29 protein-coding genes are annotated in these 24,370 nt (G+C 62.5%); 7 read left to right on the forward strand and 22 right to left on the reverse strand.

What is annotated here, in order from left to right:
- Positions 1-9: 9 nt before the first annotated feature.
- The 4 genes from phnF to phnC form a co-directional block, all read right to left on the reverse strand.
- Positions 10-714: a phosphonate metabolism transcriptional regulator PhnF gene (phnF, locus tag HKK54_RS01100; protein WP_169385942.1), complete on the reverse strand. Its 705-nt coding sequence runs from the start codon at positions 712-714 to the stop codon at positions 10-12.
- Positions 715-749: 35 nt separating this feature from the next.
- Complete coding sequence (gene phnE, locus HKK54_RS01105) at positions 750-1,532, reverse strand: phosphonate ABC transporter, permease protein PhnE (protein WP_010166166.1); 783 nt, start codon at positions 1,530-1,532, stop codon at positions 750-752.
- A gap of 144 nt (positions 1,533-1,676) precedes the next feature.
- Positions 1,677-2,678: a phosphonate ABC transporter substrate-binding protein gene (phnD, locus tag HKK54_RS01110; RefSeq protein ID WP_169385943.1), complete on the reverse strand. Its 1,002-nt coding sequence runs from the start codon at positions 2,676-2,678 to the stop codon at positions 1,677-1,679.
- A gap of 32 nt (positions 2,679-2,710) precedes the next feature.
- Positions 2,711-3,544: a phosphonate ABC transporter ATP-binding protein gene (phnC, locus tag HKK54_RS01115; protein WP_169385944.1), complete on the reverse strand. Its 834-nt coding sequence runs from the start codon at positions 3,542-3,544 to the stop codon at positions 2,711-2,713.
- A gap of 368 nt (positions 3,545-3,912) precedes the next feature.
- Between phnC and HKK54_RS01120 the strand changes: the two genes are divergently transcribed.
- Positions 3,913-4,335 carry an NUDIX hydrolase gene (locus HKK54_RS01120; protein WP_169389229.1) on the forward strand — a complete coding sequence of 141 codons (423 nt, stop codon included), beginning with the start codon at positions 3,913-3,915 and terminating at the stop codon, positions 4,333-4,335.
- Between the two features lie 298 nt (positions 4,336-4,633).
- Positions 4,634-4,987, forward strand: a complete 354-nt coding sequence (locus HKK54_RS01125; RefSeq protein WP_169385945.1) for a DUF6124 family protein — start codon at positions 4,634-4,636, stop codon at positions 4,985-4,987.
- Positions 4,988-5,196: 209 nt separating this feature from the next.
- On the opposite strand, the gene HKK54_RS01130 is transcribed toward HKK54_RS01125, so the two are convergent.
- Positions 5,197-6,093 carry a LysR family transcriptional regulator gene (locus HKK54_RS01130; RefSeq protein ID WP_169385946.1) on the reverse strand — a complete coding sequence of 299 codons (897 nt, stop codon included), beginning with the start codon at positions 6,091-6,093 and terminating at the stop codon, positions 5,197-5,199.
- Between the two features lie 137 nt (positions 6,094-6,230).
- Here HKK54_RS01130 and HKK54_RS01135 point away from each other — a divergent pair, with 137 nt between their 5' ends.
- Positions 6,231-7,433: an MFS transporter gene (locus tag HKK54_RS01135; protein ID WP_169385947.1), complete on the forward strand. Its 1,203-nt coding sequence runs from the start codon at positions 6,231-6,233 to the stop codon at positions 7,431-7,433.
- A 147-nt stretch (positions 7,434-7,580) separates the two neighbouring features.
- On the opposite strand, the gene HKK54_RS01140 is transcribed toward HKK54_RS01135, so the two are convergent.
- From HKK54_RS01140 to ccmA, 10 genes are all read right to left on the reverse strand, one after another.
- Entirely contained in the window at positions 7,581-7,985 is a 405-nt protein-coding gene (locus HKK54_RS01140) for a hypothetical protein (RefSeq protein WP_003210627.1), read from the reverse strand.
- Between the two features lie 15 nt (positions 7,986-8,000).
- A complete protein-coding gene (gene ccmI, locus HKK54_RS01145) occupies positions 8,001-9,194 on the reverse strand; it encodes a c-type cytochrome biogenesis protein CcmI (RefSeq protein ID WP_010166152.1) in 1,194 nt (397 codons plus the stop codon).
- Complete coding sequence (locus HKK54_RS01150; protein WP_010166149.1) at positions 9,187-9,660, reverse strand: cytochrome c-type biogenesis protein; 474 nt, start codon at positions 9,658-9,660, stop codon at positions 9,187-9,189. The genes ccmI and HKK54_RS01150 overlap by 8 nt, the downstream gene beginning before the upstream one ends.
- Positions 9,657-10,193: a DsbE family thiol:disulfide interchange protein gene (locus tag HKK54_RS01155; RefSeq protein ID WP_010166147.1), complete on the reverse strand. Its 537-nt coding sequence runs from the start codon at positions 10,191-10,193 to the stop codon at positions 9,657-9,659. The genes HKK54_RS01150 and HKK54_RS01155 overlap by 4 nt, the downstream gene beginning before the upstream one ends.
- A complete protein-coding gene (locus HKK54_RS01160) occupies positions 10,190-12,178 on the reverse strand; it encodes a heme lyase CcmF/NrfE family subunit (protein WP_017477482.1) in 1,989 nt (662 codons plus the stop codon). The genes HKK54_RS01155 and HKK54_RS01160 overlap by 4 nt, the downstream gene beginning before the upstream one ends.
- A gap of 3 nt (positions 12,179-12,181) precedes the next feature.
- Positions 12,182-12,637 carry a cytochrome c maturation protein CcmE gene (ccmE, locus tag HKK54_RS01165; protein WP_008434786.1) on the reverse strand — a complete coding sequence of 152 codons (456 nt, stop codon included), beginning with the start codon at positions 12,635-12,637 and terminating at the stop codon, positions 12,182-12,184.
- On the reverse strand, positions 12,634-12,810 hold the full coding sequence (gene ccmD / locus HKK54_RS01170; RefSeq protein ID WP_008434788.1) for a heme exporter protein CcmD: 177 nt from the start codon (positions 12,808-12,810) through the stop codon (positions 12,634-12,636). Before ccmD ends, ccmE begins: the two co-directional genes overlap by 4 nt.
- Complete coding sequence (locus tag HKK54_RS01175) at positions 12,807-13,562, reverse strand: heme ABC transporter permease (RefSeq protein ID WP_003210634.1); 756 nt, start codon at positions 13,560-13,562, stop codon at positions 12,807-12,809. Before HKK54_RS01175 ends, ccmD begins: the two co-directional genes overlap by 4 nt.
- A gap of 82 nt (positions 13,563-13,644) precedes the next feature.
- Complete coding sequence (gene ccmB / locus HKK54_RS01180; protein WP_003210635.1) at positions 13,645-14,313, reverse strand: heme exporter protein CcmB; 669 nt, start codon at positions 14,311-14,313, stop codon at positions 13,645-13,647.
- A complete protein-coding gene (gene ccmA, locus HKK54_RS01185) occupies positions 14,310-14,891 on the reverse strand; it encodes a cytochrome c biogenesis heme-transporting ATPase CcmA (protein ID WP_237151040.1) in 582 nt (193 codons plus the stop codon). The genes ccmB and ccmA overlap by 4 nt, the downstream gene beginning before the upstream one ends.
- A gap of 252 nt (positions 14,892-15,143) precedes the next feature.
- On the opposite strand from ccmA, the gene fliK reads away from it, so the two are divergent.
- From fliK to HKK54_RS01205, 4 genes are all read left to right on the forward strand, one after another.
- Positions 15,144-16,727: a flagellar hook-length control protein FliK gene (fliK, locus tag HKK54_RS01190; protein ID WP_169385949.1), complete on the forward strand. Its 1,584-nt coding sequence runs from the start codon at positions 15,144-15,146 to the stop codon at positions 16,725-16,727.
- Positions 16,724-17,053, forward strand: a complete 330-nt coding sequence (locus tag HKK54_RS01195) for an EscU/YscU/HrcU family type III secretion system export apparatus switch protein (RefSeq protein ID WP_169385950.1) — start codon at positions 16,724-16,726, stop codon at positions 17,051-17,053. The genes fliK and HKK54_RS01195 overlap by 4 nt, the downstream gene beginning before the upstream one ends.
- A 125-nt stretch (positions 17,054-17,178) precedes the next feature.
- The gene (locus tag HKK54_RS01200; protein ID WP_169385951.1) at positions 17,179-17,523 is read left to right on the forward strand and encodes a Rap1a/Tai family immunity protein; all 345 of its coding nucleotides are present in this window, start codon (positions 17,179-17,181) and stop codon (positions 17,521-17,523) included.
- Between the two features lie 83 nt (positions 17,524-17,606).
- On the forward strand, positions 17,607-18,770 hold the full coding sequence (locus tag HKK54_RS01205; protein WP_169385952.1) for a hypothetical protein: 1,164 nt from the start codon (positions 17,607-17,609) through the stop codon (positions 18,768-18,770).
- Positions 18,771-18,803: 33 nt separating this feature from the next.
- On the opposite strand, the gene HKK54_RS01210 is transcribed toward HKK54_RS01205, so the two are convergent.
- The 7 genes from HKK54_RS01210 to HKK54_RS01240 form a co-directional block, all read right to left on the reverse strand.
- Positions 18,804-19,199, reverse strand: coding sequence for a DUF2802 domain-containing protein (locus tag HKK54_RS01210; RefSeq protein WP_169385953.1), 396 nt, complete (start codon positions 19,197-19,199; stop codon positions 18,804-18,806).
- The gene (locus tag HKK54_RS01215) at positions 19,200-19,685 is read right to left on the reverse strand and encodes a chemotaxis protein CheW (protein ID WP_003210641.1); all 486 of its coding nucleotides are present in this window, start codon (positions 19,683-19,685) and stop codon (positions 19,200-19,202) included. It abuts the gene before it with no gap.
- 72 nt (positions 19,686-19,757) lie between these two features.
- Entirely contained in the window at positions 19,758-20,567 is an 810-nt protein-coding gene (locus tag HKK54_RS01220; protein WP_169385954.1) for a CheW domain-containing protein, read from the reverse strand.
- A 151-nt stretch (positions 20,568-20,718) separates the two neighbouring features.
- Entirely contained in the window at positions 20,719-21,507 is a 789-nt protein-coding gene (locus tag HKK54_RS01225; protein WP_003210643.1) for a ParA family protein, read from the reverse strand.
- A gap of 51 nt (positions 21,508-21,558) precedes the next feature.
- Positions 21,559-22,446, reverse strand: a complete 888-nt coding sequence (gene motD, locus HKK54_RS01230; RefSeq protein WP_010166126.1) for a flagellar motor protein MotD — start codon at positions 22,444-22,446, stop codon at positions 21,559-21,561.
- A gap of 15 nt (positions 22,447-22,461) precedes the next feature.
- On the reverse strand, positions 22,462-23,202 hold the full coding sequence (locus HKK54_RS01235; RefSeq protein ID WP_010166125.1) for a flagellar motor protein: 741 nt from the start codon (positions 23,200-23,202) through the stop codon (positions 22,462-22,464).
- Entirely contained in the window at positions 23,202-24,323 is a 1,122-nt protein-coding gene (locus HKK54_RS01240) for a protein-glutamate methylesterase/protein-glutamine glutaminase (protein WP_010166124.1), read from the reverse strand. Before HKK54_RS01240 ends, HKK54_RS01235 begins: the two co-directional genes overlap by 1 nt.
- Positions 24,324-24,370 lie beyond the last annotated feature (47 nt).

Here is a 24,370-nt window from a genome sequence, read left to right on the forward strand (position 1 = left end):
GGGTCTCCATCAGGTCACCACTTGGTACTGGAAGCGATCCGAACGGCTGGTGGACTGCGCCAGCTCCACCGGGCGGCCGTCGCGATCGCGGGAAAGGGTAAATACGGTGAGCGCCGGCAAATGCCGGGGCATCAGCAGCAGCGCGGCTTCGTCGCGGTTGGGCAACCGCGCGCCGATCAGGCTTTGGGTGCGGGTCAACGGCATGTCGCGTTCACGCAGGTAGTGGCGAAGCGAGCCACCGTTGTAGTCCGCCAGCAGCGGCGCATGGCTGGCGCAGTAGCGGTGGCGGATCAGGCTGACCGGCTGGTGGTCGAGCTTGCGCAGGGTTTGCAGCTCGATCATCGGCGCCATCTCGGCGATACCCAGTTGTTGCGCCTCGTCGCGACTGGCGAAGCAGTAACGGCGCTTGAGCAACAGCGCTTCCACGCCTACGCCCTGGGCCGACAACGACTGGCTGTAGGAGGTCTCGGCGCCCATCGGGTAAATCAGCGGGCGGTCGAGCACTTGCGTGCCCTTGCCCTGGCGGCGCAACAGGCTGCCTTCGAACACCAACTCGTCGATGGCGCGGCGCAGGGTGTGGCGGTTCACACCAAAGCGTTCGGCCAATTGCACCTCGCCCGGCAGGAAGTCGCCGGCGTGATAGCTGCTCAGTTCACGGCGCAGGATATCGGCGAGTTCGCGGTACACCGGCTCATCTTGTCTAGACAACTGCATGCTTAAAAAAAGCGCCCTGGGGCACCCCTCCGTCGTCAGATGAACTGCTTGCGCAGGCGTTGGGACAGCACGTCGATACAGCTCACCACCACGATGATCACCAGCAGCACCGCGCAGGTCTGCACGAACTGAAAGGCGCGGATGTTCTCCCACAGGATCACGCCGATACCGCCGGCACCGACCATCCCCACCACCGTCGCCGAACGTACGTTGGCCTCGAAACGGTAGAGCGCGTAGGACACCCACAGCGGCATCACTTGCGGGATCACGCCGTAGATCACCTCTTGCAGGGCACTGGCGCCGGTGGCTCGGACGCCTTCAACGGGGCCGGGGTCGATGGCTTCGACGGCTTCGGCAAACAGCTTGGCGAGGACGCCCGTGGTGCTGATCCACAAGGCCAGGACACCGGCAAAAGGACCGAGGCCGACCGCGACCACAAACAACATCGCGAAGACCATTTCGTTGATCGACCGGAACGCATCCATCACCCGGCGCAACGGTTGGTGAATCCACCAGGGCGTGATGTTCTCAGCGCACAGAATGCCCAGCGGCACCGAGCAGACAATCGCCAGCACCGTGCCCCAGAGGGCGATCTGCACGGTGACGATCATCTCCTTGAGGTAGGAGCGCCATTCGTGGAAGTCCGGCGGGAAGAAGTCGGCGGCGAAGGTCGCCATGTTTCCGGAGTCGCGGTACAGCGCCAGCGGGTTCATTTCGGCGCCGTGCCAGGCCCAGGCCAGCAGGACCAGGAACAGGCCCCAGCCCAGGTATTGCGGCCAAGTCCTTTTGCCCACTGCTTCAGCATGCAAGGTAGTCATGGGTCACTCTCAATAAGTGTGTGGGCAAGGCTTATGTGGGAGCCGGGCTTGCCCGCGATAGGATCGACTCGGTTTTACTGTCAGACCGAGTTGCCTGCATCGCGGGCAAGCCCGGCTCCCACACAAGCCCGGGCCTACAGGGGGTTAGCCGTTGGCTGCGGTCTTCTTGTCCAGTTCGGTGATGCGCTCTTGGAGCTTCGCGAGGTCGGCGTCGATGTCGGCGAGTTTCTTGGCCTTGTCGGCGGCTTCCAGGTGGTCGTCGGCGCTGATGGTGGTGCGCTGCTTGAACAGCTCCAGCTGGCGGATCGGCAACAGCTGGTCGTCGCTGGACTTGAGGAACTTGCCCAGTTGCATGTTCTTCAGCACGGCCTTCTCTTCGTCGGTGTCACCGTAGTTGGCGAAGAAATCGCGGATCTTCGTCTTCTCGCTGTCGCTCAGGGCCTTGCTCCACACCATCGGATCGGCCGGGATCAGCGGCGATTTCCAGATGACTTTGAGCATGGCGGCCTTGTCCGGCTGGGTGACTTCCAGGCGGTCCCAGCTTTCAGTGTTGAAGGTGGCGACGTCCAACTGCCCTTTGGCCACGCTCAGTGCGTTGACTTCATGGCTGGAGTTGAGGGTGCGTTTGAAGGCGGTGGCAGCGTCGACGTGGTTCTTGGCGAACACGTAGTAGCCGGGTACCAGGTAGCCCGAGGTGGAGTTCGGGTCACCGTTGCCGAAGGTCAGGTTCTTGGCGTTCTTGAGCATGTCATCGACGTTGTTGATCGGGCTGTCCTTGCGCACGATCAGCACGCTCCAGTAACCGGCGGCACCGTTGGCGGCGGCGGTCTGGGCGAAGATTTCGCCGTTGGAGCGGTCCACCGCTTCCATCGCCGCCTTGTTGCCCAGCCAGGCCACGTCGACCTTGTTGAAGCGCATGCCCTGGATGAGGCCGGCGTAGTCGGAGGCGAAGGTGGCGTTGATGGTGAGGCCGGTCTTCTTGTGCATGTCATCCAAAAATGGCTGCCAGATGCTCTTGAGGTTCTGCGAAGACTCGGTGGACATGATGCCGAAATTGATCGCCTTGTCGGCGGCCTGGGCATTGCCCATGGCCACGCTGGCTAGCAGGACTGCGGACAGAAACACATGACCGATACGGTTCAACATGGAGAGGATTCCTGTGGGTCGTTATTGGGGTTTCAAGCGCGGGCCAGGGCCAACCGTGCGGGGACGACGGGTGTGCGGGTCTGGTCGGAAAACATCAGGCTGGTGTCGACATCGGCACCGTACAAATCATTGAGGAACTGGCTGCTCAGCTCACTTGCGTGGCCGTCGAAATGAATCCGGCCGCCCTTGAGCGCCACGGCTCGGGGGCAATAACGCATGGCGTAATCCACCTGGTGCAGGGTGACCACCACGGTCTTGCCGTCGCGGCCATTGATGTCGGCGAGGATCTCCATAACCTTGCGCGCCGACTCCGGGTCGAGCGAAGCGATGGGTTCATCGGCCAGAATTACTTCGGCGCGCTGGGTCAGGGCCCGGGCGATCGCCACGCGTTGTTGCTGACCACCGGACAAAGTAGAGGCACGTTGTCCGGCGAGATCCGCCAGGCCGACGCAGGCCAGGGATTCCATGGCGAACTGTTTTTCCTCGGCATTGAACAAACCGAGGTTGCCGCGCCAGCGCGGCATGCGGCCCAGGCAACCGAGCAGCACGTTGTCGAGCACACTCAGGCGATTGACCAGGTTGAACTGCTGGAAGATATAGCCGATGTCGGAGCGCAGGCGCCGCACCTTGCCATTCAACCGGCCGCTGGCCTGCACTTCCCGGCCCAGCACCTTGACGCTGCCGCCGTTGCTCTTGTCGCAACAGGCCAGGCCCGCGAGGTGGCGCAGCAAGGTGGACTTGCCGGAGCCGGAAGCGCCAATCAGCGCGACCATCTCACCGGTGGCCACGGTGAGTTCGAGGTCGACCAGTGCGGACTTCTTCGCAAAGGTCTTGTTCAGATGATCGACATGGATAGCTGGAGTCATGGGCTTCTCTGTCTGGTTGAACAGCCGTCCGTGGCTGCGTTTGAGTTCAAACGACAGTAGGCGCGGGCTGTGTCAGCCCTATGACTTGCACATGTCCGGAGTAAAACCGTTTGATGAAGGTTTGATGAAAGGTTGGAGCTGACGTTGAATACCTAACCAGTGGCGAGGGAGCTTGCTCCCGCTGGGCTGCGCAGCGGCCCCAAACCCGGGTGACACGGTCTGTCAGATGTACTGAGGTGGCTGACTTGGGCCTGCTGCGCAGTCCAGCGGGAGCAAGCTCCCTCGCCACAAGGTCTTCGCCCGGCATTGGAAATGTGCCGGACTGTGGTGCAATAGCTGGCCGCCAATATGCGCAAGAGGGCTATGTGATGGGAAAAGACAAGGCATGTCCGGTCGTTCTGCGAACCCGCCAATCCCTGGAAATCCTCGCCTTCAAACACCCACTGGCAGGCCTTCAACTGGTCAAGGGCAGCGTGGAGCCTGGCGAAAGTACAGACGCAGCTGCGATTCGGGAATTACAGGAAGAAGCCGGGATAACCGGCAAGGTGATACGTGACCTGGGCACTTGGCACTCAGCGTCCACGGGGCATACATGGGCCTTTCACCAATGCCAGGTCGCGGAAGAGCTGCCAGATACCTGGACACATTTTGCAGAGGATGATGGTGGCCACAAGTTCCAGTTCTTCTGGCATCCACTGGCGAGCGAACCGTCAGAAGAGTGGCATCAGGTGTTTAAAGATGCCCTGGAGTTTCTAAAGCCGCGTCTTGCCGAAGTATCGCTTCAGGAATAATCAAGATCCCGGTAGATCGGTGATTTTTCCTACGATCTCTATGGCTTGCAGCAGCCTTAACTCGCCGCTAGCCTCTCCAAGTCGCTGCTCATCAGCGATCGGGTTTGGTCGCCCGGGTTAGAATGGCGCACAGTGCCGCGCAAGCGGCATTATCGTGTTCGCTTTATGGCGAGCTGTGCGTGGGAGGGCCCTGGCCCTGCCGGGTTTCCATTCCCTGGTCGACCAACCTGCGTACAACTCGCCACCCTCCTGCTTGGTCGCAGATGTGGTGAGCTCCAATTGAATGGAGAGTCATTGCATGTACAAAGTCACGCCCAATCCGCCAGAAACGTCTGGCTCCAAGTCTGAAAAAACCAAGCTTCAGGACGCCGCCCTGCGGGCTATCGATCACTACCTGAAACCCGCCGAAACCAAAGCGTCCACCAATCAAAAAAAACACTTCAGTCTGTTCACCGTATCAGCCAACGTTGAAACGGAAGCACTGCTGAGCAACGCCTACGAAACACTCCAGTCTGCCAATGCAATGGCGTTGGACCTTTCCGAAAACATTGATGGCAAAGACCGCAGCCTGGTATTGGCGATGCAACAACTGCTGGAGTTGGGATTGTTGTTGGTGGATAGAGCGCTGGATCGAGAGTGCCCGGTGGCCTGATCAAAACCGAAATCCAACTGGCAACATAAATCCAATGTGGGAGCGGGCTTGCTGTGGTGAGGGGGCTTGCTGTGGTGAGCGGGCTTGCCCCGCGCTGGGCTGCGAAGCAGCCCCATCAATCTGTAGTGAACCCGACGGGGGACAAGCCCCCTCACCACAGCAAGCCAGCTCCCACATTTTGATCTTCATCAGGTCCAAATTCGTCGGTGTTATTGGGCGGTGCGCGCCCGCAGCCTTGGCATCACAAAATCCAGAAACGCGCGCAACTTCAGCGGCAACGGCGACTGCCCTTTGTGCACCAGGCTAATGGGCAGCGGCGCCGACTCGAACGCCTCAAGCACCACCGCCAACGCCTCTTCCCGCAGCGCATCCGCCACCTGATACGACAACACCCGAATCACCCCAACCCCCAACGTCGCCGCCGCAATCGCCGCTTCTGCGGTGTTCACCGACAACCGCGAATGCACCGGTACCGAGAGCCCGGTTTTACCCGCGCCAAATCCCCACGCCCCTTGCGACGCCAGCACTTCGAAGGTGATGCAGTCATGTCCCGCCAAGTCCTGGGGTTCGGCTGGTACACCGCGACCGGCCAGGTACGCCGGACTGGCACACACTACCCGCCGCACCGTGCCGACCTGCATAGCCTTCAGCGAGCTGTCGGGCAACTCGCCAATGCGTACCGCCACATCGCAATGCTCTTCCATCAGGTGCACAACCCGGTCGGTGAGGATCAGGTTGATGTCGATCTCCGGGTACTGCGCCAGGAATTCCGCCACCACCGGCACGAGGTGCAGCCGCCCGAAGACCACCGGTGCAGTGACGACCAGTTCGCCCCGAGGCTGGGAATATTCGCCAGTGGCCGCGCGCTCGGCCTCGCCGATGTCTTCAAGAATGCGCCGGCACGCGTCGAGGTAGGAGGCGCCGGCATCGGTCAACGACAGCTGGCGCGTGGTGCGGTGCAGCAGGCGGGTCTTCAGGTGCTTTTCCAGTTCGGCCACCTTGCGGCTGACGCTGGCCAGCGGCATGTCGAGGCGCCGCGCCGCAGCGGTCAGGCTGCCCGCATCAACCACGGCAACGAAGATGGACATGGATTCAAGGCGGTTCATGGCAACCTATCAAATTCTGGAAGGATGATTCCGAATCCTAGGGGATTATCCTGCCAAGCGCGAGTGCGTAACGTTGGCCACTCATCTCCGCCCCCCGGAGACCTGCATTGAAGGAGAGCGCCGTGAGTGGCCAGCCGATGACATCCCAACCTTCCACAGCGCCTGCGGTTCCGCCGCGCGGCAAGATCATCATGATGGCGGTGATCGCCGGCGCGGTGATCACCAATATTTACTGTACCCAGCCGATTTTGCCGTTGATTGCCTCGGACCTCGGCGTGGACGTGACCACCGTCGACCTGGTGGCCGGTTCCGCCCTGCTGGGGTTTGCCACCGGTCTCGCGTTGCTGTTGCCGATGGGCGACCGCTTTGACCGGCGCAAACTGGTGCTGGGGCAAATCGCGCTGGCGTTCTGTTTCGCCCTGGCGGCGGCGTTTTCACCGGGTATCTGGGCGCTGGTCGCGGCGTCATTTGGCTTGGGGATTGTGAGCTGTGTGCCGCAGCAACTGGTGCCGTTCGCGGCGGTGATGTCGCAGCCTCATGAACGTGGGCGCAACGTGGGAACGGTGGTCAGCGGGATCATGGTCGGCATTCTGCTCGGGCGCACGATCGCCGGCGTGGTCGGTGAGGCTTATGGCTGGCGGGCGGTGTACGCGATGGAAGCGGCCTTCATGATCCCGGTGTGGATCGCCGCTGCCAGGTTGCTGCCACGGGGCGTACCGAGCACGAACCTGTCCTACCCTCGTCTGCTGGCTTCGCTGTGGCCGCTGATGCGCGACAACAGCCCGATCCGCCAATCAATGATGGTGCAGGCGTTGTTGTGGGCTTGCTTCAATGCGTTCTGGGTGAACCTGGCGGCGTTGCTGGCCCACGGGCCGTGGCAGCTGGGCAGCGCGTGGGCCGGCGGTTTCGGGATCATCGGTGCGGCGGGTGCGCTGGCGGCGTCACTGGGTGGACGGGCTTCCGACCGGTTGGGCTCACGCAAGGTGATTGGGGCGAGTATCGGGATTGTGACCTTGGCGTTCCTGCTGCTGGCGGGCGCGCAAACCTCGATTATCTTGCTGGTGCTGGGGGTGATCGTGCTGGATATCGGCGTGCAGTCGGGGTTGGTGTCGAATCAGACGCGGGCGTTTGCGGTGGATCCGAAAGCTCAGGGCCGCATCAATAGTTTGTACATGACGGCGACGTTTTTTGGCGGCGCGGTGGGGGCCACGGTCAGCGGCTGGTTGATGGCGCGGTTGGGCTGGATGGGGATTGTGGAGTTTGGGGTGATGCTGGGGGTGATTGCGGGGGTGATCCATTGGATCAGTGGCGCAGGCCAGGCCGAATATCAACAACAGTAGAGGTCCTGTGGGAGCCGGGCTTGCCCGCGATGGCGGTGTGTCAGCAACCACTTCATAACCTGATACACCGCTATCGCAGGCAAGCCAGCTCCCACAGTTGATTGCATTTCATGCCCATGAAAAAGGCGACCCGAAGGTCGCCTTTTCTTATTGCGCGTACTGCTTGCTCAACCCCGGCGGCACGCCATGGACGTCGGTCTCTTCCCAAGGCCCGTTCGGGCTGATGGACCGGCTCCAGCCGTTGCTCCAGCGGTAGTACGTGCGCTGGCGATAGAACGTATCCGGCTGCTCGTCCAGCACGTACACCTGCATCTTCCCGTCCCAGTGGCTGGCAGCACCTGGCGGCGGTGCGAAGGTCGGCGAAGAGCTCGGCACCGGCTTCGACGGTTTGATCACCGGGCCCGAGGGCTGGGTGCCTGGCTGTGTGCTCGGCTGGGTCGACGGCCCGGTGGGCGGGATGGTCGGCCCGGTAGGCGACGGTGGCCGATGGACCGCACAAGCACTCAGCCCCAATACCAGGCTGAGCAGGGTGATACGTGCAATGGCGGTCATGGGCATTTCCTCGAATTATTTATCCGGACTGTCGATGGTCAGCTGCTGCAACGCAGTAGTGCTGCTGGCCAAGGGTTGGCTGCGGCCGATCCACTCGCCAGCGGTGGGAACACCTGCCCGGGATATGCGCGCAACCAGTTGGACTTCGGGAAAGTTGGACAGTTTCAACTGCGGCATCATCGCGTCGGCATCGCCCAGTTCGACGGTGATTGGCAGGTCGGCCACGGTCACGCGCTTGGCTGCCAGCGGCGCCGGCGGGCCTTTGACGGCGCGGGCGAAGATGAACACGCTGTCGGTCGGCAAGGCCTTGGCCTTCACGTCCGCCGCCAGGTCCACGCGCACTTGCATCTGCTTTTGCGCCTTCACGGGTGCCACGGTACCGCCGCTCTCTTTGAGCTTCTCGGCAGCCCGGTCGATCCCGCCTTGCAGCGCGGCGCGGGAGTTGTCTTCCGGCGGCAGTTGCGCCAGCAGGCGGTTCCAGTAGTCGATCGCTTCCTGGTACCGCTGGCCTTCAAAGGCCGCGATACCCAGCAGGCCGAGGCTGGTGACTTCTTTCGGGTCGAGTTTCAGGGCTTCGTCGGTCAAGGCCTGGACCTTGGGCGACCACTGTTTGTTGTCGGCAAAGTACTGGGCCTGGGCCCACTGCCCGAGCAACTCCGGCTGGCGACCGGCCAGGGCCACGGTGCGTTCGAAGACTTTCGCTGCGTCGGCCGAGCGGTCCTGGGCCATGTAGGCACGGCCGAGGAAGTACAGGCCTTCCGGCGAGTCCGGTTGGGCCGCTGCGGCGCGCTCCAGACGGCGGGTCATGTCTTCCATGGACACCGGCGGTTGGGAGAATTCGCGGGTCAGTTCGACCTTGTCGCTGGCGCCATAATGCAGGTACAGCGCCACGCCCAATACCGGCACCAGAAACGCAGCCAGAAACGGCAGCGGTTTGCCGAGGCGCGACTCCCGAGGCTTTTCCACCCCTTCGGTGTCCGCCAACAGCTCACGGGCCGCTTCAGCACGACCGCTGTCCAGTTGGGCGGCATCCAGCACGCCTTCGGACTGCTGGGTTTGCAGTTCCGCCACACGTTCTTGATACAGCGCCACGTTCAGCGCGGTGCGATCCTCTTCACGCTGGGCACGACGGCCGCGTAACACCGGGATCAACAGGAAACTCAAGGCAATCAGAAGCAGCAGACCGGCTGCGAGCCAGAAATCAATCATCAGTTTTTTTGTCCAGCAGTTGGTCGAGGCGTTGACGCTCATCGACGGAAAGCGAGTCCGAGCCATCGGCCGGGGCGACACGACGGCGGCGCACAATCACCGCCATCACCACCACGCCAGCGAGCAACAGCCCGGCGGGGCCGAACCACAGCAGCGCGGTCTTGCCGGTGAGCGCCGGCTTGTAGCGCACGAAGTCACCGTAGCGGTCGACCATGAAGTCAATGATCTGCTGATTGTCCTTGCCCTCGCCGAGCATGCGGAAAATCTCTTTGCGCAGGTCAGCAGCAATCGGCGCGTTGGAGTCGGCGATGTCCTGGTTCTGGCACTTGGGGCAGCGCAGTTCCTTGGTCAGTTCGCGAAAACGCTCGCGGTCCCCGTCCTTGGCAAATTCGTAGGTGTCGATGGCGGCGTGAGCCACGCCGACCATGCTCAAGCCCAATACAGCGGCGGCTAACCAACGCTTCATGGCTTGGCCTCATCCACCAGCGCCTGGTACTTGGCGGCCAGTTGCTCGCGCCACACCACTTCGTCGATCACGCCCACGTACTTGTCGCGGATCACGCCCTTGGCGTCGATGAAGAAGGTTTCCGGGGCGCCGTACACGCCGAGGTTCAGGCCGAGGTTGCCGTCTTCGTCGCGGATATCCAGCTGGTACGGGTTGTGGAATTCTGCCAGCCACTTCAAGGCGGCAGCGTTGTCGTCCTTGTAGTTGATGCCGTAGATCACCACGCCGTTCTCGGCCAGCTTGTTCAGCACCGGGTGCTCGACACGGCAGGAAATGCACCAGGTGCCCCACACGTTGACCAGCGCCGGTTTGCCCTGCAAATCCGCTTGGGTCAGGGTTTTGTCGCCCTGTACGGTCGGCAGCGAGAACGCCGGGAACGGCTTGCCGATCATCGCCGAGGGCAGCTCGGCCGGGTCCAGGTACAGCCCGCGATACAGAAACACCGCCACCACCAGGAACGCCGCCAGCGGTAACACCATCAACCAACGCTTCATACCGCTGCTCCTTGCAGGCCGAGGGCTTCACGCACCCGGCTCTTGACCTTGACCCGATAACGCCGGTCCATCGCGGCCAGCAAACCACCGAAGCCTGTGAGCAGGCCGCCGAACCAGATCCAGCGCACAAACGGTTTGACGTGGACCCGCACGGCCCAGGCGCCATCGCCCAGCGGTTCACCCAGGGCGACGTAGAGGTCACGGGTGAAACCGGCGTCGATCCCGGCTTCGGTCATCATCGAGCTTTGTACGGTGTACAGACGTTTTTCCGGGTGCAGCACCGCGACTTCCTTGCCGTTGCGCACGACGCGCACGGTGCCCTTGTCAGACGTGAAGTTCGGGCCTTCGAAGTGCTTGGCGCCTTCGAAAATGAAGTGGTAACCGGCCAGGTCCATGGACTCGCCCGGCGCCAGACGCAGGTCGCGCTCGGCGCTGTTCTGGCTGGACAACACCACGCCCAGGGCGCACACGGCGATGCCGATATGCGCGACCTGCATGCCCCAGTAGCTGCGGGTCATGGTCGGCAGGCCCTTGATCAGGCCTTTGTGACGGGTCTTGTCGATCAGGTCGCGCACGCCGGCCAGCAATACCCAGGCGGCGAGCATGAAGGTAGCGAGCACGGCCCAGTTGAAGTCGCCGTAGGCAATCCCGGCGATCACCGCCAGCGCGGCGCTGCCCAGCAGCACCGGAGTCAGCATGCCCACCAGCCATTTCACCGGGGTGTCTTTCCAGCGCACCAACACGCCGACCGCCATCACCACCATCAACAATGCCATCAACGGGATGAACAGTGCGTTGAAGTACGGCGGGCCGACGGACAGCTTGGCGCCGCTCAGGGCATCCAGCACCAACGGGTACAGGGTGCCGAGCAGGATCATCGAGGCCGCCACCACCAGCACCAGGTTATTGCCCAGCAGCAGGGTTTCCCGGGACCAGAGGTTGAAGCCGACGTGGCTCTTGACCACGGGGGCGCGCAACGCAAACAGCGTCAGCGAGCCGCCGACCACAAACAGCAGGAAGATCAGGATGAACACGCCGCGCTCCGGGTCGGAGGCAAACGCGTGAACCGAGGTCAGCACGCCGGAACGCACCAGGAACGTACCCAGCAGGCTCAGGGAGAACGCAGCGATGGCCAGCAACACGGTCCAGCTCTTGAACACGCCACGTTTTTCCGTGACCGCCAGCGAGTGAATCAGCGCCGTGCCCACCAGCCAGGGCATGAAGGAGGCGTTCTCCACCGGGTCCCAGAACCACCAGCCGCCCCAGCCAAGTTCGTAGTAGGCCCACCACGAGCCCAGGGTGATGCCGATGCCGAGGAACGCCCAGGCGACGATGGTCCAGGGTCGCGACCAGCGCGCCCAGGCCGCATCAAGACGCCCACCGAGCAACGCGGCGATGGCAAACGCGAAGGCTACCGAGAACCCTACATACCCCATGTAGAGCATCGGCGGGTGCACGATCAGGCCGATGTCTTGTAGCAGCGGGTTGAGGTCGTGGCCGTCTACCGGGATCTGCGGCAGGATGCGGGTGAACGGGTTGGAGGTCATGATCAGGAACAGCAGGAAACCGATGCTGATCATGCCCATCACCGCCAGCACCCGGGCCAGCATCACTTGCGGCAACTGGCGGGAGAAGATCGATACGGCAAAGGTCCAGCCGCCAAGGATCAATGCCCACAGCAGCAACGACCCTTCGTGGGCGCCCCAGACGGCGCTGAACTTGTAGTACCAGGGCAAGGCGCTGTTGGAGTTATTGGCGACGTAGGCGACGGAAAAGTCGTCGGTCATGAAGGCGTAGGTCAGGCAACCGAAGGCGAACACCAGAAAGGCGAACTGGCCCCAGGCGGCCGGCTGGGCCAGGCTCATCCACAGGCGATCACCGCGCCAGGCGCCCAGCAGCGGGACCACGGCCTGGACGATGGCAAAGCACAGGGCGAGGATCATCGCCAACTGGCCCAACTCCGGAATAAACAATGCGGACGTCATGACTTAGCCCTCCTTGGCGGGGGTCGGGGCGGATTGGCCGCTGTCTTTGAGGGCCTTGGTGACTTCCGGCGGCATGTATTTTTCATCGTGTTTGGCCAGCACTTCGTCGGCCACGACCACGCCGTCGGCGTTGAGCTTGCCGAGGGCGACGATGCCCTGCCCTTCGCGGAACAGGTCCGGGAGGATGCCGCGGTAGGTGATGGTCACGGACTTGTTGAAGTCGGTGACGATGAATTTGACGTCCAGGGAGTCGCCGGAACGTTGCAGCGAGCCCTTCTCGACCATGCCACCGGCGCGGATTCGTGTGTCCAGCGGCGCTTCGCCGTTGGCGATCTGGGTCGGGGTGTAGAACAGGTTGATGTTCTCCCGCAGGGCGCTCAGGGCCAGGGTCACGGCAATGCCGACACCGGCCATGATGGCCAGGATGATCAACAGACGCTTTCTACGCAGCGGATTCACTTTTCGGTCTCCCGGCGCAAACGACGCGCCTCTTGTTGCAGGTAACGCTTGCGGGCCAGGATCGGCGCGGCGACGTTGAGGGCCAGCACCGCCAGGCAAATGCCATAGGCCGTCCAGACGTAAAGGGCGTGATGGCCCATGGCGAGAAAATCACTGAAAGAGTTGAAGCTCATCCACGGGCTCCCAGGCTGTTTTGCACTTCGGCCTTGACCCAACTGGTGCGGGCTTCACGCTTGAGCACTTCAAGGCGCATGCGCAGCAGCAGCACGGCGCCGAAGAAGCAGTAGAACCCCAGCACCATCAGCAGCAGCGGCGCCCACATTTCCACGGGCATGGCCGGCTTTTCGGTGAGGGTGAAGGTGGCGCCCTGGTGCAGGGTGTTCCACCACTCCACCGAGTATTTGATGATCGGGATGTTGATCACGCCGACAATCGCGAGTACCGCACAGGCCTTGGCGGCGCTGTCACGGTTGCTGATGGCGTTGCCCAGGGCGATCAGGCCGAAATACAGGAACAGCAGGATCAGCATCGAGGTGAGGCGCGCGTCCCAGACCCACCACGAACCCCAGGTCGGCTTGCCCCAGATCGCACCGGTGACCAGCGCCACCGCAGTCATCCAGGCACCGATGGGCGCGGCGCATTGCAGGGCCACGTCCGCCAGTTTCATCTTCCACACCAGGCCGACGATGCCGCACACCGCCAGCATCACATAGCAGGACTGAGCCAGCATCGCGGCGGGAACGTGGATATAAATGATGCGAAAGCTGTTGCCTTGCTGGTAGTCCGGCGGCGCGAAGGCCAGGCCCCAGACCAGGCCGATGCCGATCAGCAATACAGCGGCGATGCTCAACCACGGCAGCAGTTTGCCACTGATGCCGTAAAACCATTTGGGCGAGCCGAGCTTGTGAAACCAGGTCCAGTTCATGCTGTTTCCATCACGGTTGCTTCTCGTCAATGCGAGGAGCTTAGGGTCTTTACTGACTAAGACAACGCTTGGTCAGACCTCATTATTCGCCGACGCTGATCTTCAGGCCAGCCGCTATAGCAAAGGGTGTCAGGGTTACCGCCAGGGCGGCCAGGCTGCCAAGCCACAGGAGGTAACCGGTCGCCGGCATGCCCTGGAGCGCGGCTTGCAACGCGCCGCTGCCCAGGATCAACACCGGGATATACAAAGGCAAAATCAGCAGGGCCAGCAACAGGCCGCCGCGCTTCAAACCCACCGTCAGCGCCGCACCCACGGCGCCCAGTAGACTGAGAACCGGCGTGCCAAGCAACAAGGAAAGGAGCAACACCGGCAGGCACTCGGTGGGCAACCCCAGCATCATCGCCAGCAGCGGCGCGAGCAATACCAGCGCCAGGCCGGAAAACGCCCAGTGTGCCAGTACCTTGGCCAATACCAGAAGTGGCAGGGGGTGCGACGAAAGGACCCACTGTTCAAGGGAACCGTCTTCAAAATCACTGCGAAACAGCCCGTCCAGCGAGAGCAGGACCGACAAAAGCGCCGCCACCCAGACCAGTCCCGGAGACAAGGTTTGCAACAGTTTAGTCTCGGGGCCGACCGCCAACGGGAACAACGCGATCACAATCGCGAAGAACACCAGCGGGTTGGCCAGTTCGGCCGGGCGGCGACAGAGTAACCGCGCTTCGCGGGCGACCAACAAGGCAAATACACTCATACCGACCACCGGCCCAGATCGAGGTCGCGGTAACCGGCAGGCATGCGCGCCAGCGTGTGGTGGGTGGTGAGGACGACCATGCCGCCCTGCTCGCAGTGGGCCGCCAGATGTGCTTCCAGCTGGGCGACGCCTTGTTTGTCGAGGGCGGTGAAGGGTTCGTCGAGAATCCACAGCGGCGGACCGTCGAGGTACAAACGGGCCAGGGCCACGCGGCGCTGCTGGCCGGCGGACAGGGTGTGGCAGGGAACGTCTTCGAAGCCCTTCAGGCCGACAGCGGCGAGGGCCTGCCAGATGGCCTCACGGCTTGCTGGATGATGCAGGGCACTGAGCCAGCTGAGGTTTTCTTCGGCGGTGAGCACGTCCTTGATCCCGGCGGCGTGGCCGATCCAGATCAGGTTGCGGGCCAGTTCCGTGCGCTGCTCGTGCAGCGGTTTGCCGTTGAGCCGCACTTCGCCCGCCGTCGGCTGCATCAGCCCGGCCAGCAGGCGCAACAGGCTGGTCTTGCCGCTGCCGTTGGGCCCGCTGACCTGCACCATGTCGCCGCCCGCCAGACGCAGTTCGAGGTGTTCGAACAGCATCCGCAGGTCACGTTCACAGGCGAGCGCTACGGCTTCTAGAAGAGGGCTGGTCAAGAGATCGCGGGCCTTTACGGTTCAAGTCGGCGGTGGAACGGCCGTTAAAGAGATGCACATTAACTGCTTTGGCGACCGTTTTTAGAGAGCTGGATCAATCAGTTGTGTTGTTTTTAACGCTCTCTTTGAAGACGGGCGGCATTATACATGTGATGCCCTACTCTAAAGAGGGCAATTTCCCTTGAGACGGCGCGCACGATGACCGGTGAGATCACTCTTCCAACACTTCCTCCGGCGCTTCCGGCCGGGCCTGGCCCCGCGCCGGCGACGGGTGAGCTGCTGAAACTGCTGGAGCCGCAGACCGGCCTGATCGACCCTGGAAAAACCGTGAACGCCGAGGTCCTGGCGCTTAAACAGGGCGGTGATGCGTTTCAGTTGCTGCTCAAGCTGACCCTGGAAGGTGGCCGGCAAACCCTGGTGCAGGCCAGCAGCAGCCAGCCGCTGCCGCTGGGTACCCAGGTGGAAGTCAGCCAGACGCCGTCGGGCAATTTGTCCATCAGCCTGCAGCAGGCGCTGAGTTCCAGCGTTGCCGCACTGACGCGCATCGATACCAACCAGTTGCCGGTGGGCACCCTGCTGCAAGGCAAGGTGCTGACCACCCAGGCGCTGCCCCAGGGCACCAACCAGCCAGTGGTTTATCGCTCGCTGGTGTCAGTCCTCAATAACGTCCTCAGCGGCGCGACCCTGACCGTCGAAAGCCCGCAGCCGTTGCGCATCGGCAGCCTGCTCAGCGCCGTGGTGCAAAGTGCGCAAACCCTGAGTTTTGTACCGCTGAGCGGTCTCAAGGACCAACTGGCCGTGGCCCAGCAACTTTCCACCCAGCAAAGCCGCCAGGGCTCGCTGGACGTGGTGTTCACCGCGCTGCAAAGCCTGCCCGCCACCAGCAGCGACAGCACCTCCGTCGACCTGCGCGCCGCCGCTGCGCGTTTGCTGGCAGCCCTGCCCGACCTGGCCCAGGTGAGCAATCCCAAGGTACTGGCCCAAATCATCCAGAACAGCGGGACCTTTCTCGAAGCCAAGTTGCTGGCAGGACAAAACCCACAGATACCGCCACTGGACATGAAAGGCGCCCTGCTGCGCCTCGTCGCCGACCTGATGCCTGCCCTGCCCGCCAGCACCAACCTCAATGCGATCCTGGCGGCCAACACCCTGGCGCAGATGCTCCCCAGCTTCGTGCGCAGCCCGCTGGGTACCCTCGGCCAGGTCGGCGCCCGACAAGCCCCCGCAGGTTTTCCGCTGCCGGATCGGCTGATGCAACGCCTGGAAGGTGAAAGCGACCTGGAAAACCTGCTGCGCCTGGCCGCCGGGGCCATTTCGCGCCTGCAAAGCCATCAGCTGTCGAGCCTGGAACAGACCGGCACCACTGCCGACGGCAAGCTCTTGACCACCTGGCAGTTGGAGATCCCGATGCGCACCTTGCAGGACATCGTGCCGTTGCAGGTCAAGTTCCAGCGTGAAGAACCGGCCCCCGACAAGGAACAGCCGGAACGCAAGGACAGCAAAGACCCCAAACACATGCTCTGGCGCGTGGAAATGGCCCTCGACATGGAGCCGCTGGGCCCGCTGCAGGTCCAGGCGCAATTGAGCCAGGGCAAACTCTCCAGCCAACTGTGGGCGACCCGGCCCTACACGGCCAGCCTGATCGAAAGCCACCTGGGCAGCCTGCGCGAACGCCTGGTGTCGTCGGGGCTCAACGTCGGCGACCTGGACTGCCACCTCGGCACGCCGCCACGGGGCCCGAAAACCGGGCTGGAACAACGCTGGGTGGATGAAACCGCATGAAAAACCCCAACCCGCCGCGCCAGGCCATTGCTCTCAAATACGACGGCCAGCAAGCGCCGACCCTGACCGCCAAGGGCGACGACGCCCTGGCGGAAGCCATCCTGAAGCTGGCCCGGGAAAATGAAGTACCGATTTACGAAAATGCCGAGCTGGTCAAATTACTGGCGCGCATGGAGTTGGGCGACAGCATCCCGGAAGAGTTGTACCGCACCATCGCCGAGATCATCGCGTTTGCCTGGACGCTGAAGGGCAAGTTCCCGGCGGGATACGACCCGGATGCGGGGCCGGTGGAGCGGGATGTGACGGAAAGAGGCGACGATTATTAATGTGGGAGCGGACTTGATTTGCCCACATTAAGCCGTAACAACGGCGGATTAATCTGTCGCGACCCCTTAATCCCGGAGCACGGCAGTTGAAACGGACTTCAATCCTGGTAGCACTGAGTCTCTGCGTGTTTTCCCTGACGGCAACGGCCAGCAACGAGGCCCATGAATACCTTGCGGCCTGTCGCGAAGCCAGGGAAATGTCGCCGGATGCACCACCTTCCTACCCGTCAGCCTATTGCCTTGGCATCACCACGGGCGTGCTGAGAACACTGGAATACCTGGACGAATTCACCCCCAGAAACCGCCGCCTTTGCCTGCCGGAAAGCTTGGAGCCAGGGCGTTTGGTCGATAGGGTTCTGGCGTACAGCAAGAAATACCCTGCGGCAGAGCGAGGCGGCACGGCCCGGCTGGTCAGGGGTGCAATTACCGAACATTATCCCTGCCCAAAGAAAGGCACCAACTCGCTATAGCGGGAAGCCGCAGCCGCTGATGTATAGCAATTATATCTTTCAAGGTATAGATTATCTCGAACCCGATAGTTCAGGATAACGTCATGAGCCCGATCCGCCCGATCCTCAGTCGAAAGCTACTCGCCGAAGCCCTCGCCCGTGATTTGGCGGGCGAGTCATTTGCCGATTACAGCTCCGGCATGTTCCTCGCGGCCCCTCGCCGCACGGGCAAGAGCACGTTCCTGCGCAACGACCTCATCCCTGAATGCAAGGCGCGCGGCTGGCTGCCGGTTTACGTAGACCTTTGGATGAACCGCGAAATCGACCCCGCCGCGCTGATTTCCGGCGCCATCGGCAAAGCCCTGGGCGAATTCGAAAGCGCCGTGAGCAAAGCAGCCAAGAAAGCCGGTATCGACAAGATCAGCCTGCTGCGCACCCTGAGTTGGGATTTCACCAAGCCTCAACTGCCCGCCGGCACGACGCTTAGCCACGCCCTGGACGTGCTGCACCAGGTCTCGGGACAAATGATCGTGCTGATCGTGGACGAAGCCCAGCACGCCCTCAACAGCGAAAATGGCGTGAACGCGATGTTTGCCCTCAAGGCTGCACGGGATCATCTCAACGGCGGCAGCACGGCAGACGGCCTGCGCCTGGTGTTCACCGGGTCCAGCCGGGACAAACTGGCCAACCTGGTACTCAAGAGCAAACAACCCTTCTTTGGCGCCCACATCACGCCGTTCCCGCTGCTGAGCCGGGATTATGTCGAGTTCGTGACGGACCTGTGGAACCAGCGCCTGGCCGCGACCAACCAGTTCAACCTTGAGGATATGGACTACGCGTTCCAACTCGTCGGCCGACGCCCGGAAATGCTCAACACACTATTGACCGAAGTGAGCGTGGGCCTGGGTGAGGCCAGCAACCTTGGCGAGTTGCTGAGGACTGGGGCGCTCAATCACCAGGCGGGAATCTGGAGCGACTACGAGAGCGCCTACAACGACCTCTCCCCCCTGCAACAGGCGGTGCTTGAGGTGATGGGCGAAAGAACCCTGGGCAAGCAAGCGTTCTCGCCTTTTGCGGAAAAAACCTTCCAGGACGTCAACAGCAAGCTGGAGTTGGCCCAGGTTGAGCCGAACGCCAGCACGCCAAACGTTCAAAAAGCCCTGGAGGTGTTGCGGGAGAAGGAGTTGGTCTGGAAAGCCAATCGTGGCGAGTACGCCCTGGAAGACTCAACCATGGCTGAATGGCTGAGCAAACGGCATCAGTTATAAGCTGCAAGCGAGCCCGCTTGCAGCCCGTCACCGTCAACTGCTCCTGTGCAACTTGCTCATCAACTGCGCCTCAGCCTGGGTCAAGCCGCAGGACTGGGTCAGTTCATCCACCGTGGCGCCCATGCCCACCAGCTTCGCCGCCTGGGCGAATGACAGGCTCGACGGGTCGCGCTGCTCCAGTGCCGACAGTTTGTCCGGCAACGGTGCCAGCACCGAACGCAGCTCGTGCACTTCATCACCCACACGCACGGCGCTCTGCTGGAAGTGGTCGACCCGCTTGACCAGTTCCAGCATGCGCCGGTCGCGCGCAGCTTCGCGTGCGACCTGCTGAGTGGCCACCTCCCGTTGCTGGCGCACATAACGCAGCAGGAAGCCCAGGGTCCCGGCCCACAGGATGGCCAGGACGATCACCGCTACCTCTAGGAACAATCAGATATTCTCCAGGTCCTGCCACTCTTCTTCGCTCATCATCTTGTCCAGCTCAACCAGAATCAGCAGTTCGCCGTTCTTGTTGCAGACACCCTGGATGAACTTGGCCGATTCTTCGTTGCCGACGTTCGGCGCAGTCTCGACTTCAGATTGGCGCAGGTAAACCACTTCCGCCACGCTGTCGACCATGATTCCGACCACTTGCTTGTCGGCTTCAATAATCACAATGCGGGTGTTGTCGTTGACTTCGGTCGGCACCAGGCCAAAACGCTGGCGGGTGTCGATCACGGTCACCACGTTGCCGCGCAGGTTGATGATGCCCAGCACGTAGCTCGGGGCACCCGGAACCGGAGCGATCTCGGTGTAGCGCAGCACTTCCTGCACACGCATCACGTTGATGCCGTAGGACTCGTTGTCCAGTTTGAAGGTGACCCATTGCAGGATTGGATCATCCACCAGACCTTGTGCGGACACTGACTTGTTCATACTCCAGACCCCTTCAAATACCGTTGGTTACGGTGTGTGTTCTTGGGCAGCGCCAGCGCGCTGCGCTTGTTATCAAGTGCGTTTGTTGAGCGGCATATCTTTTACTGCGCCGCTGGCGATCAACTCCGCCAATTCGGCGACATCCAGCAACGCGCACATGTGTTCGATCACGGTGCCCGCCAGCCATGGCCGCTGGCCCCGGTGGCTGCGCCATTTGATTTCGTTGGGGTCCAGGCGCAGCGAGCGGCTGACTTGATGCACCGCCAGCCCCCACTCATAGCCCTGGACCGAAATAACGTACTGCAGGCCCTGGCGGAAATCGTCGCGATAACGGTCGGGCATCACCCAGCGCGCGGTGTCCAGTACCTTCAAGTTGCCCTGCTGGCTCGGCAGGATCCCGAGAAACCACTCCGGCTGTCCGAACAGCGACGTCAACTCCTGGCCCTCCAGAGAGTAGATCGAACCCAGGCACACCAGCGGCACCGCCAGGGTCAGCCCGGCAACGTCGAACAGCAAACATTCGAACGGCTCGGCGGCCCACGCCGGCCGGCCATCGCCCTGTACCGGCGGCGGCGTGATGCTCGGCGGGAGGTGAACCTCAACCACCGGTTCCACCACTGCGGGGGCGACCACGACCGGCGCGACGGGCACGGGCACAGCAACCGGTGCAGGTTCTGCTACGGGCACCACCAACGCATCGCGGGCCTGTTCTTCCAGGACCGCCAACTGAAACTCGTCCAGAGCCGCCGGCTCAGGCTCGATGACTTCATCGAGGATCAGAATCGGTTCCGGCATTTCCTCGGTGGCGTCCTGGAGCAAGGCGTCCAGATAGGACTCCAGCGCCAGTTGCGGCCGGGTCTTGAAATCAACGGGACGGTTCATCTGTATGCCCACGCGCAAGCCCCATCAACCCTGTATTCAGAGGTTATCGGCCTGTGGGTGTCCAGACTTGAATCGGGAGCCGGTTTTGTCAGGAAAACCGCGGCGTCTGCATCGCTGGCAAGCCAGGCTCCTACAGGGCTGTTTATGGTCATCACGCCACCTGCGCCACAAGTTGCTGGGACAGCAGATGCTTGAGCAATGCCCGGTAGGCCAGTACGCCACGGCTCTTGCCGTCGAATTGCGAAGGCGTCAGCCCGGCCCGGCTCGCATCCCGCAGGCGCGTGTCCACCGGGATGTAGCCTTGCCAGATGGTGTCCGGATAGGCGTCACGCAAGACGCGCAAGGTGCCGAGGGATGCCTGGGTACGCCGGTCAAACAGGGTCGGCACGATGCTGAACGGCAGCGCCTGTTTGCGCGAGCGGTTGATCATCGCCAGGGTGCTGACCATGCGCTCCAGGCCTTTGACGGCCAGGTGCTCGGTCTGCACCGGGATCACCAACTGCTGGCTCGCAGCGAGGGCGTTGACCATCAGCACGCCCAGCAACGGCGGGCTGTCGATAATGGCGTAGTCGAAGTCCTGCCACAGCTGCGCCAGGGTCTTGGCGATCACCAGCCCCAGGCCGCTTTGCCCCGGTGACTGACGCTCAAGGGTGGCCAGGGCGGTGCTGGACGGCAACAGCGAGATCTTTTCATTGCTGGTGGGCAACAACAGTTGGCCCGGCAAATCGGCCGGCACGCTGCCCTTGTGCAGGAACAGGTCGTAGCAACTGTGCTCCAGGGCATCCGGGTCGTAGCCGAAATAACTGGTCATGGAGCCGTGGGGGTCCAGGTCGACCACGACCACACGCTTGCCGGCCTCGGCCAGCAAGCCGGCCAAGGCGATGGAGGTGGTGGTTTTACCGACACCACCCTTTTGATTGGCAACTGCCCAGACTCTCATTCGGATTGTTCCTCCCGGCAGGCACAGGCTCGACCGAGAAATTGCATGGGGTTATAGAGCCGGTGACGGAGAATTGACGGCATTCCCGCGAACCGGCGCCTTTACGGGCGCTGGTGCAGTTTGTGTGCCAGCCCGCTTCAAGGCGGCATCCGGTGTTGCATTGGCAGTGCCGGTACCGGTCAGGCTGCGGCGCACATCCAGGTTACGCGACACCACCAGCACCACCCGACGGTTGCGCGCGCGGCCTTCCGCCGTGGCGTTATTGGCCACCGGCTGGAACTCGCCGTACCCCACCGACGCCAGGCGCCCGGGGTTCACGCCCTGCATCGCCAGCATTCGCACAATACTCGCGGCGCGGGCCGAAGACAGCTCCCAGTTGGTCGGGTACTGCGCGGTACTGATCGGCAGGTTGTCGGTAAAGCCTTCAACGTGGACCGGGTTCTCAAACGGTTTGAGGATCGCCGCCACCTTGTCGATGATGGTGAACGCCTGGTCGCTGGGCATCGCATCGGCGCTGGCGAACAACAGGCTGGAATTCAGCTCGATTTCCACCCACAGCTCATTGCCGCGTACGGTCATCTGATTGGAGCTGATCAAATCACCAAAGGCTGCGCTGATGTCATCGGCGATGCTTTTCAGTGGGTCGCTGGTGCCACCGATGCCGGCGGCGGTTTCATCGCTATCGTTGACCAGCGGCTTGGCCGGGGTCACGGTCTTGGGGCGTTCTTCGCCGATCGGAATCGGCTTGAGGGCGCGGTCGGCGTCGTTGAACACGCCGATCAGCGCCTGGGAGATGACTTTGTACTTGCCTTCGTTGATCGAGGAAATGGAGTACATCACCACAAAAAACGCGAACAGCAGCGTAATGAAGTCGGCGTAGGACACCAGCCAGCGTTCATGGTTGACGTGTTCTTCAGGCTCGCGGCGGCGACGGCTCACAACAGATACCTCCCATCAATCCATGAAGCCCTGGAGCTTCAATTCGATGGAGCGCGGGTTTTCACCCTCGGCAATCGAGAGGATGCCTTCGAGCAACATCTCGCGATAACGCGACTGGCGCATGGCAATGGACTTGAGCTTGCTGGCCACCGGCAACAACACCAGGTTGGCACTGGCCACGCCGTAGATAGTGGCGACGAACGCCACGGCAATCCCGCTGCCCAGTTGCGACGGATCGGCCAGGTTGCCCATCACGTGGATCAGGCCCATCACCGCACCGATGATGCCGATGGTCGGCGCGTAGCCGCCCATGCTTTCAAAGACTTTGGCGGCGTTGATGTCGCGGCTTTCCTGGGTGTAGAAATCCACTTCCAGGATGCTGCGGATCGCTTCCGGCTCGGCGCCGTCCACCAGCAATTGCAGGCCTTTGCGCGCGTAGCTGTCAGGCTCGGCATCGGCCACGCCTTCCAGGCCCAGCAAGCCTTCCTTGCGCGCCGTGAGGCTCCAGTTGACCACGCGGTCGATGCCGCCCGGCAGGTCGACCCGCGGCGGGAAGATGATCCAGATGAGGATCTGCATGGCACGCTTGAACGAACTCATGGGCGACTGCAACAACGCTGCGCCCACGGTGCCGCCGATCACGATCAACGCTGCCGGGCCGTTGGCCAGCGCGCCCAGGTGGCCGCCTTCGAGGTAGTTGCCGCCGATAATCGCGACAAACGCCATGATGATGCCAATCAGGCTCAGTACATCCATTAGAGGCAGGCCTCCACCAGGTGCTTGCCGATGTCGTCCAGGCTGTAGACGGCGTCCGCCAGGTCGGCTTTGACGATGGCCATGGGCATGCCATAGATCACGCAGCTGGCTTCATCCTGGGCCCAGATCGCGCTGCCGCCCTGCTTGAGCAGGCGCGCGCCTTCACGGCCGTCGGCGCCCATGCCGGTCAACACCACCGCCAGAACTTTGTCGCCGTAGGACTTGGCCGCCGAACCGAAGGTGATATCCACACACGGCTTGTAGTTCAGGCGTTCGTCACCCGGCAGGATTTTGATCGCGCCACGGCCGTCGACCATCATCTGCTTGCCGCCAGGGGCCAGCAGCGCCAGGCCCGGACGCAGGATGTCGCCATCCTCGGCTTCCTTGACGCTGATGCGGCACAGCTTGTCCAGGCGCTCGGCGAAGGCCTTGGTGAACGCGGCAGGCATGTGCTGGATCAACACGATCGGCGCCGGGAAGTTGGCCGGCAGTTGGGTCAACACCCGCTGCAAAGCCACCGGGCCACCCGTGGACGTACCGATGGCCACCAGCTTGTAGGCTTTGCGCTTGGGCGCAGGCGAATGCGCAGTGGGCGCAGCCGTACGCACAGGGGCGACGGCCGGACGCGCAACCGGCGCAGGTGCCGGGCGACCAAAAGTGCTCGGGGCGGCCGGTGGCGGCGTAACCGGTGCCGGTGCCGGCGCACTGAACAGGCTGCGGCGGTTACTGCGGGAGATGCTGTGCACCTTCTCGCAGAGCATCTGCTTGACCTTCTCGGGGTTGCGCGAGATGTCTTCGAAATTCTTCGGCAGGAAGTCCACCGCGCCGGCATCCAGCGCATCCAGGGTCACCCGGGCGCCTTCGTGGGTCAGCGAGGAGAACATCAACACCGGCGTTGGGCAGCGCTGCATGATGTGCCGCACCGCCGTAATGCCGTCCATCATCGGCATCTCGTAGTCCATGGTGATCACGTCCGGCTTGAGGGCCAGGGCCTGATCGATCGCCTCTTTGCCGTTGGTGGCCGTGCCGACCACCTGGATATTGGAATCCGATGAAAGAATTTCCGAGACGCGGCGGCGGAAGAAACCCGAATCGTCCACCACCAGGACCTTGACTACCATAAACACTCCGTTAGGCCGGGCGAGGGACAACCGCCCTGCCCGGGCCG

It is taken from the genome of Pseudomonas sp. ADAK13 (assembly GCF_012935715.1).
Taxonomy (GTDB): domain Bacteria; phylum Pseudomonadota; class Gammaproteobacteria; order Pseudomonadales; family Pseudomonadaceae; genus Aquipseudomonas.

What these genes read in the sequence shown, in the direction of transcription:
- HKK54_RS01155 (WP_010166147.1), bottom strand. Translation starts at nt 10,193, where the DNA reads ATGAAGCGTTGGTTGATGGTGTTACCGCTGGCGGCGTTCCTGGTGGTG.
- fliK (WP_169385949.1), top strand. Translation starts at nt 15,144, where the DNA reads ATGACCGGTGAGATCACTCTTCCAACACTTCCTCCGGCGCTTCCGGCC.
- HKK54_RS01175 (WP_003210634.1), bottom strand. Translation starts at nt 13,562, where the DNA reads ATGAACTGGACCTGGTTTCACAAGCTCGGCTCGCCCAAATGGTTTTAC.
- HKK54_RS01225 (WP_003210643.1), bottom strand. Translation starts at nt 21,507, where the DNA reads ATGAGAGTCTGGGCAGTTGCCAATCAAAAGGGTGGTGTCGGTAAAACC.
- ccmI (WP_010166152.1), bottom strand. Translation starts at nt 9,194, where the DNA reads ATGATTGATTTCTGGCTCGCAGCCGGTCTGCTGCTTCTGATTGCCTTG.
- HKK54_RS01135 (WP_169385947.1), top strand. Translation starts at nt 6,231, where the DNA reads ATGACATCCCAACCTTCCACAGCGCCTGCGGTTCCGCCGCGCGGCAAG.
- HKK54_RS01195 (WP_169385950.1), top strand. Translation starts at nt 16,724, where the DNA reads ATGAAAAACCCCAACCCGCCGCGCCAGGCCATTGCTCTCAAATACGAC.
- ccmD (WP_008434788.1), bottom strand. Translation starts at nt 12,810, where the DNA reads ATGAGCTTCAACTCTTTCAGTGATTTTCTCGCCATGGGCCATCACGCC.
- phnD (WP_169385943.1), bottom strand. Translation starts at nt 2,678, where the DNA reads ATGTTGAACCGTATCGGTCATGTGTTTCTGTCCGCAGTCCTGCTAGCC.
- ccmB (WP_003210635.1), bottom strand. Translation starts at nt 14,313, where the DNA reads ATGAGTGTATTTGCCTTGTTGGTCGCCCGCGAAGCGCGGTTACTCTGT.
- HKK54_RS01140 (WP_003210627.1), bottom strand. Translation starts at nt 7,985, where the DNA reads ATGACCGCCATTGCACGTATCACCCTGCTCAGCCTGGTATTGGGGCTG.
- ccmA (WP_237151040.1), bottom strand. Translation starts at nt 14,891, where the DNA reads ATGCTGTTCGAACACCTCGAACTGCGTCTGGCGGGCGGCGACATGGTG.
- HKK54_RS01130 (WP_169385946.1), bottom strand. Translation starts at nt 6,093, where the DNA reads ATGAACCGCCTTGAATCCATGTCCATCTTCGTTGCCGTGGTTGATGCG.
- HKK54_RS01150 (WP_010166149.1), bottom strand. Translation starts at nt 9,660, where the DNA reads ATGAAGCGTTGGTTAGCCGCCGCTGTATTGGGCTTGAGCATGGTCGGC.
- HKK54_RS01220 (WP_169385954.1), bottom strand. Translation starts at nt 20,567, where the DNA reads ATGAACCGTCCCGTTGATTTCAAGACCCGGCCGCAACTGGCGCTGGAG.
- HKK54_RS01215 (WP_003210641.1), bottom strand. Translation starts at nt 19,685, where the DNA reads ATGAACAAGTCAGTGTCCGCACAAGGTCTGGTGGATGATCCAATCCTG.
- HKK54_RS01205 (WP_169385952.1), top strand. Translation starts at nt 17,607, where the DNA reads ATGAGCCCGATCCGCCCGATCCTCAGTCGAAAGCTACTCGCCGAAGCC.
- HKK54_RS01125 (WP_169385945.1), top strand. Translation starts at nt 4,634, where the DNA reads ATGTACAAAGTCACGCCCAATCCGCCAGAAACGTCTGGCTCCAAGTCT.
- HKK54_RS01235 (WP_010166125.1), bottom strand. Translation starts at nt 23,202, where the DNA reads ATGGATGTACTGAGCCTGATTGGCATCATCATGGCGTTTGTCGCGATT.
- phnE (WP_010166166.1), bottom strand. Translation starts at nt 1,532, where the DNA reads ATGACTACCTTGCATGCTGAAGCAGTGGGCAAAAGGACTTGGCCGCAA.
- HKK54_RS01240 (WP_010166124.1), bottom strand. Translation starts at nt 24,323, where the DNA reads ATGGTAGTCAAGGTCCTGGTGGTGGACGATTCGGGTTTCTTCCGCCGC.
- HKK54_RS01160 (WP_017477482.1), bottom strand. Translation starts at nt 12,178, where the DNA reads ATGACGTCCGCATTGTTTATTCCGGAGTTGGGCCAGTTGGCGATGATC.
- HKK54_RS01120 (WP_169389229.1), top strand. Translation starts at nt 3,913, where the DNA reads ATGGGAAAAGACAAGGCATGTCCGGTCGTTCTGCGAACCCGCCAATCC.
- phnC (WP_169385944.1), bottom strand. Translation starts at nt 3,544, where the DNA reads ATGACTCCAGCTATCCATGTCGATCATCTGAACAAGACCTTTGCGAAG.
- phnF (WP_169385942.1), bottom strand. Translation starts at nt 714, where the DNA reads ATGCAGTTGTCTAGACAAGATGAGCCGGTGTACCGCGAACTCGCCGAT.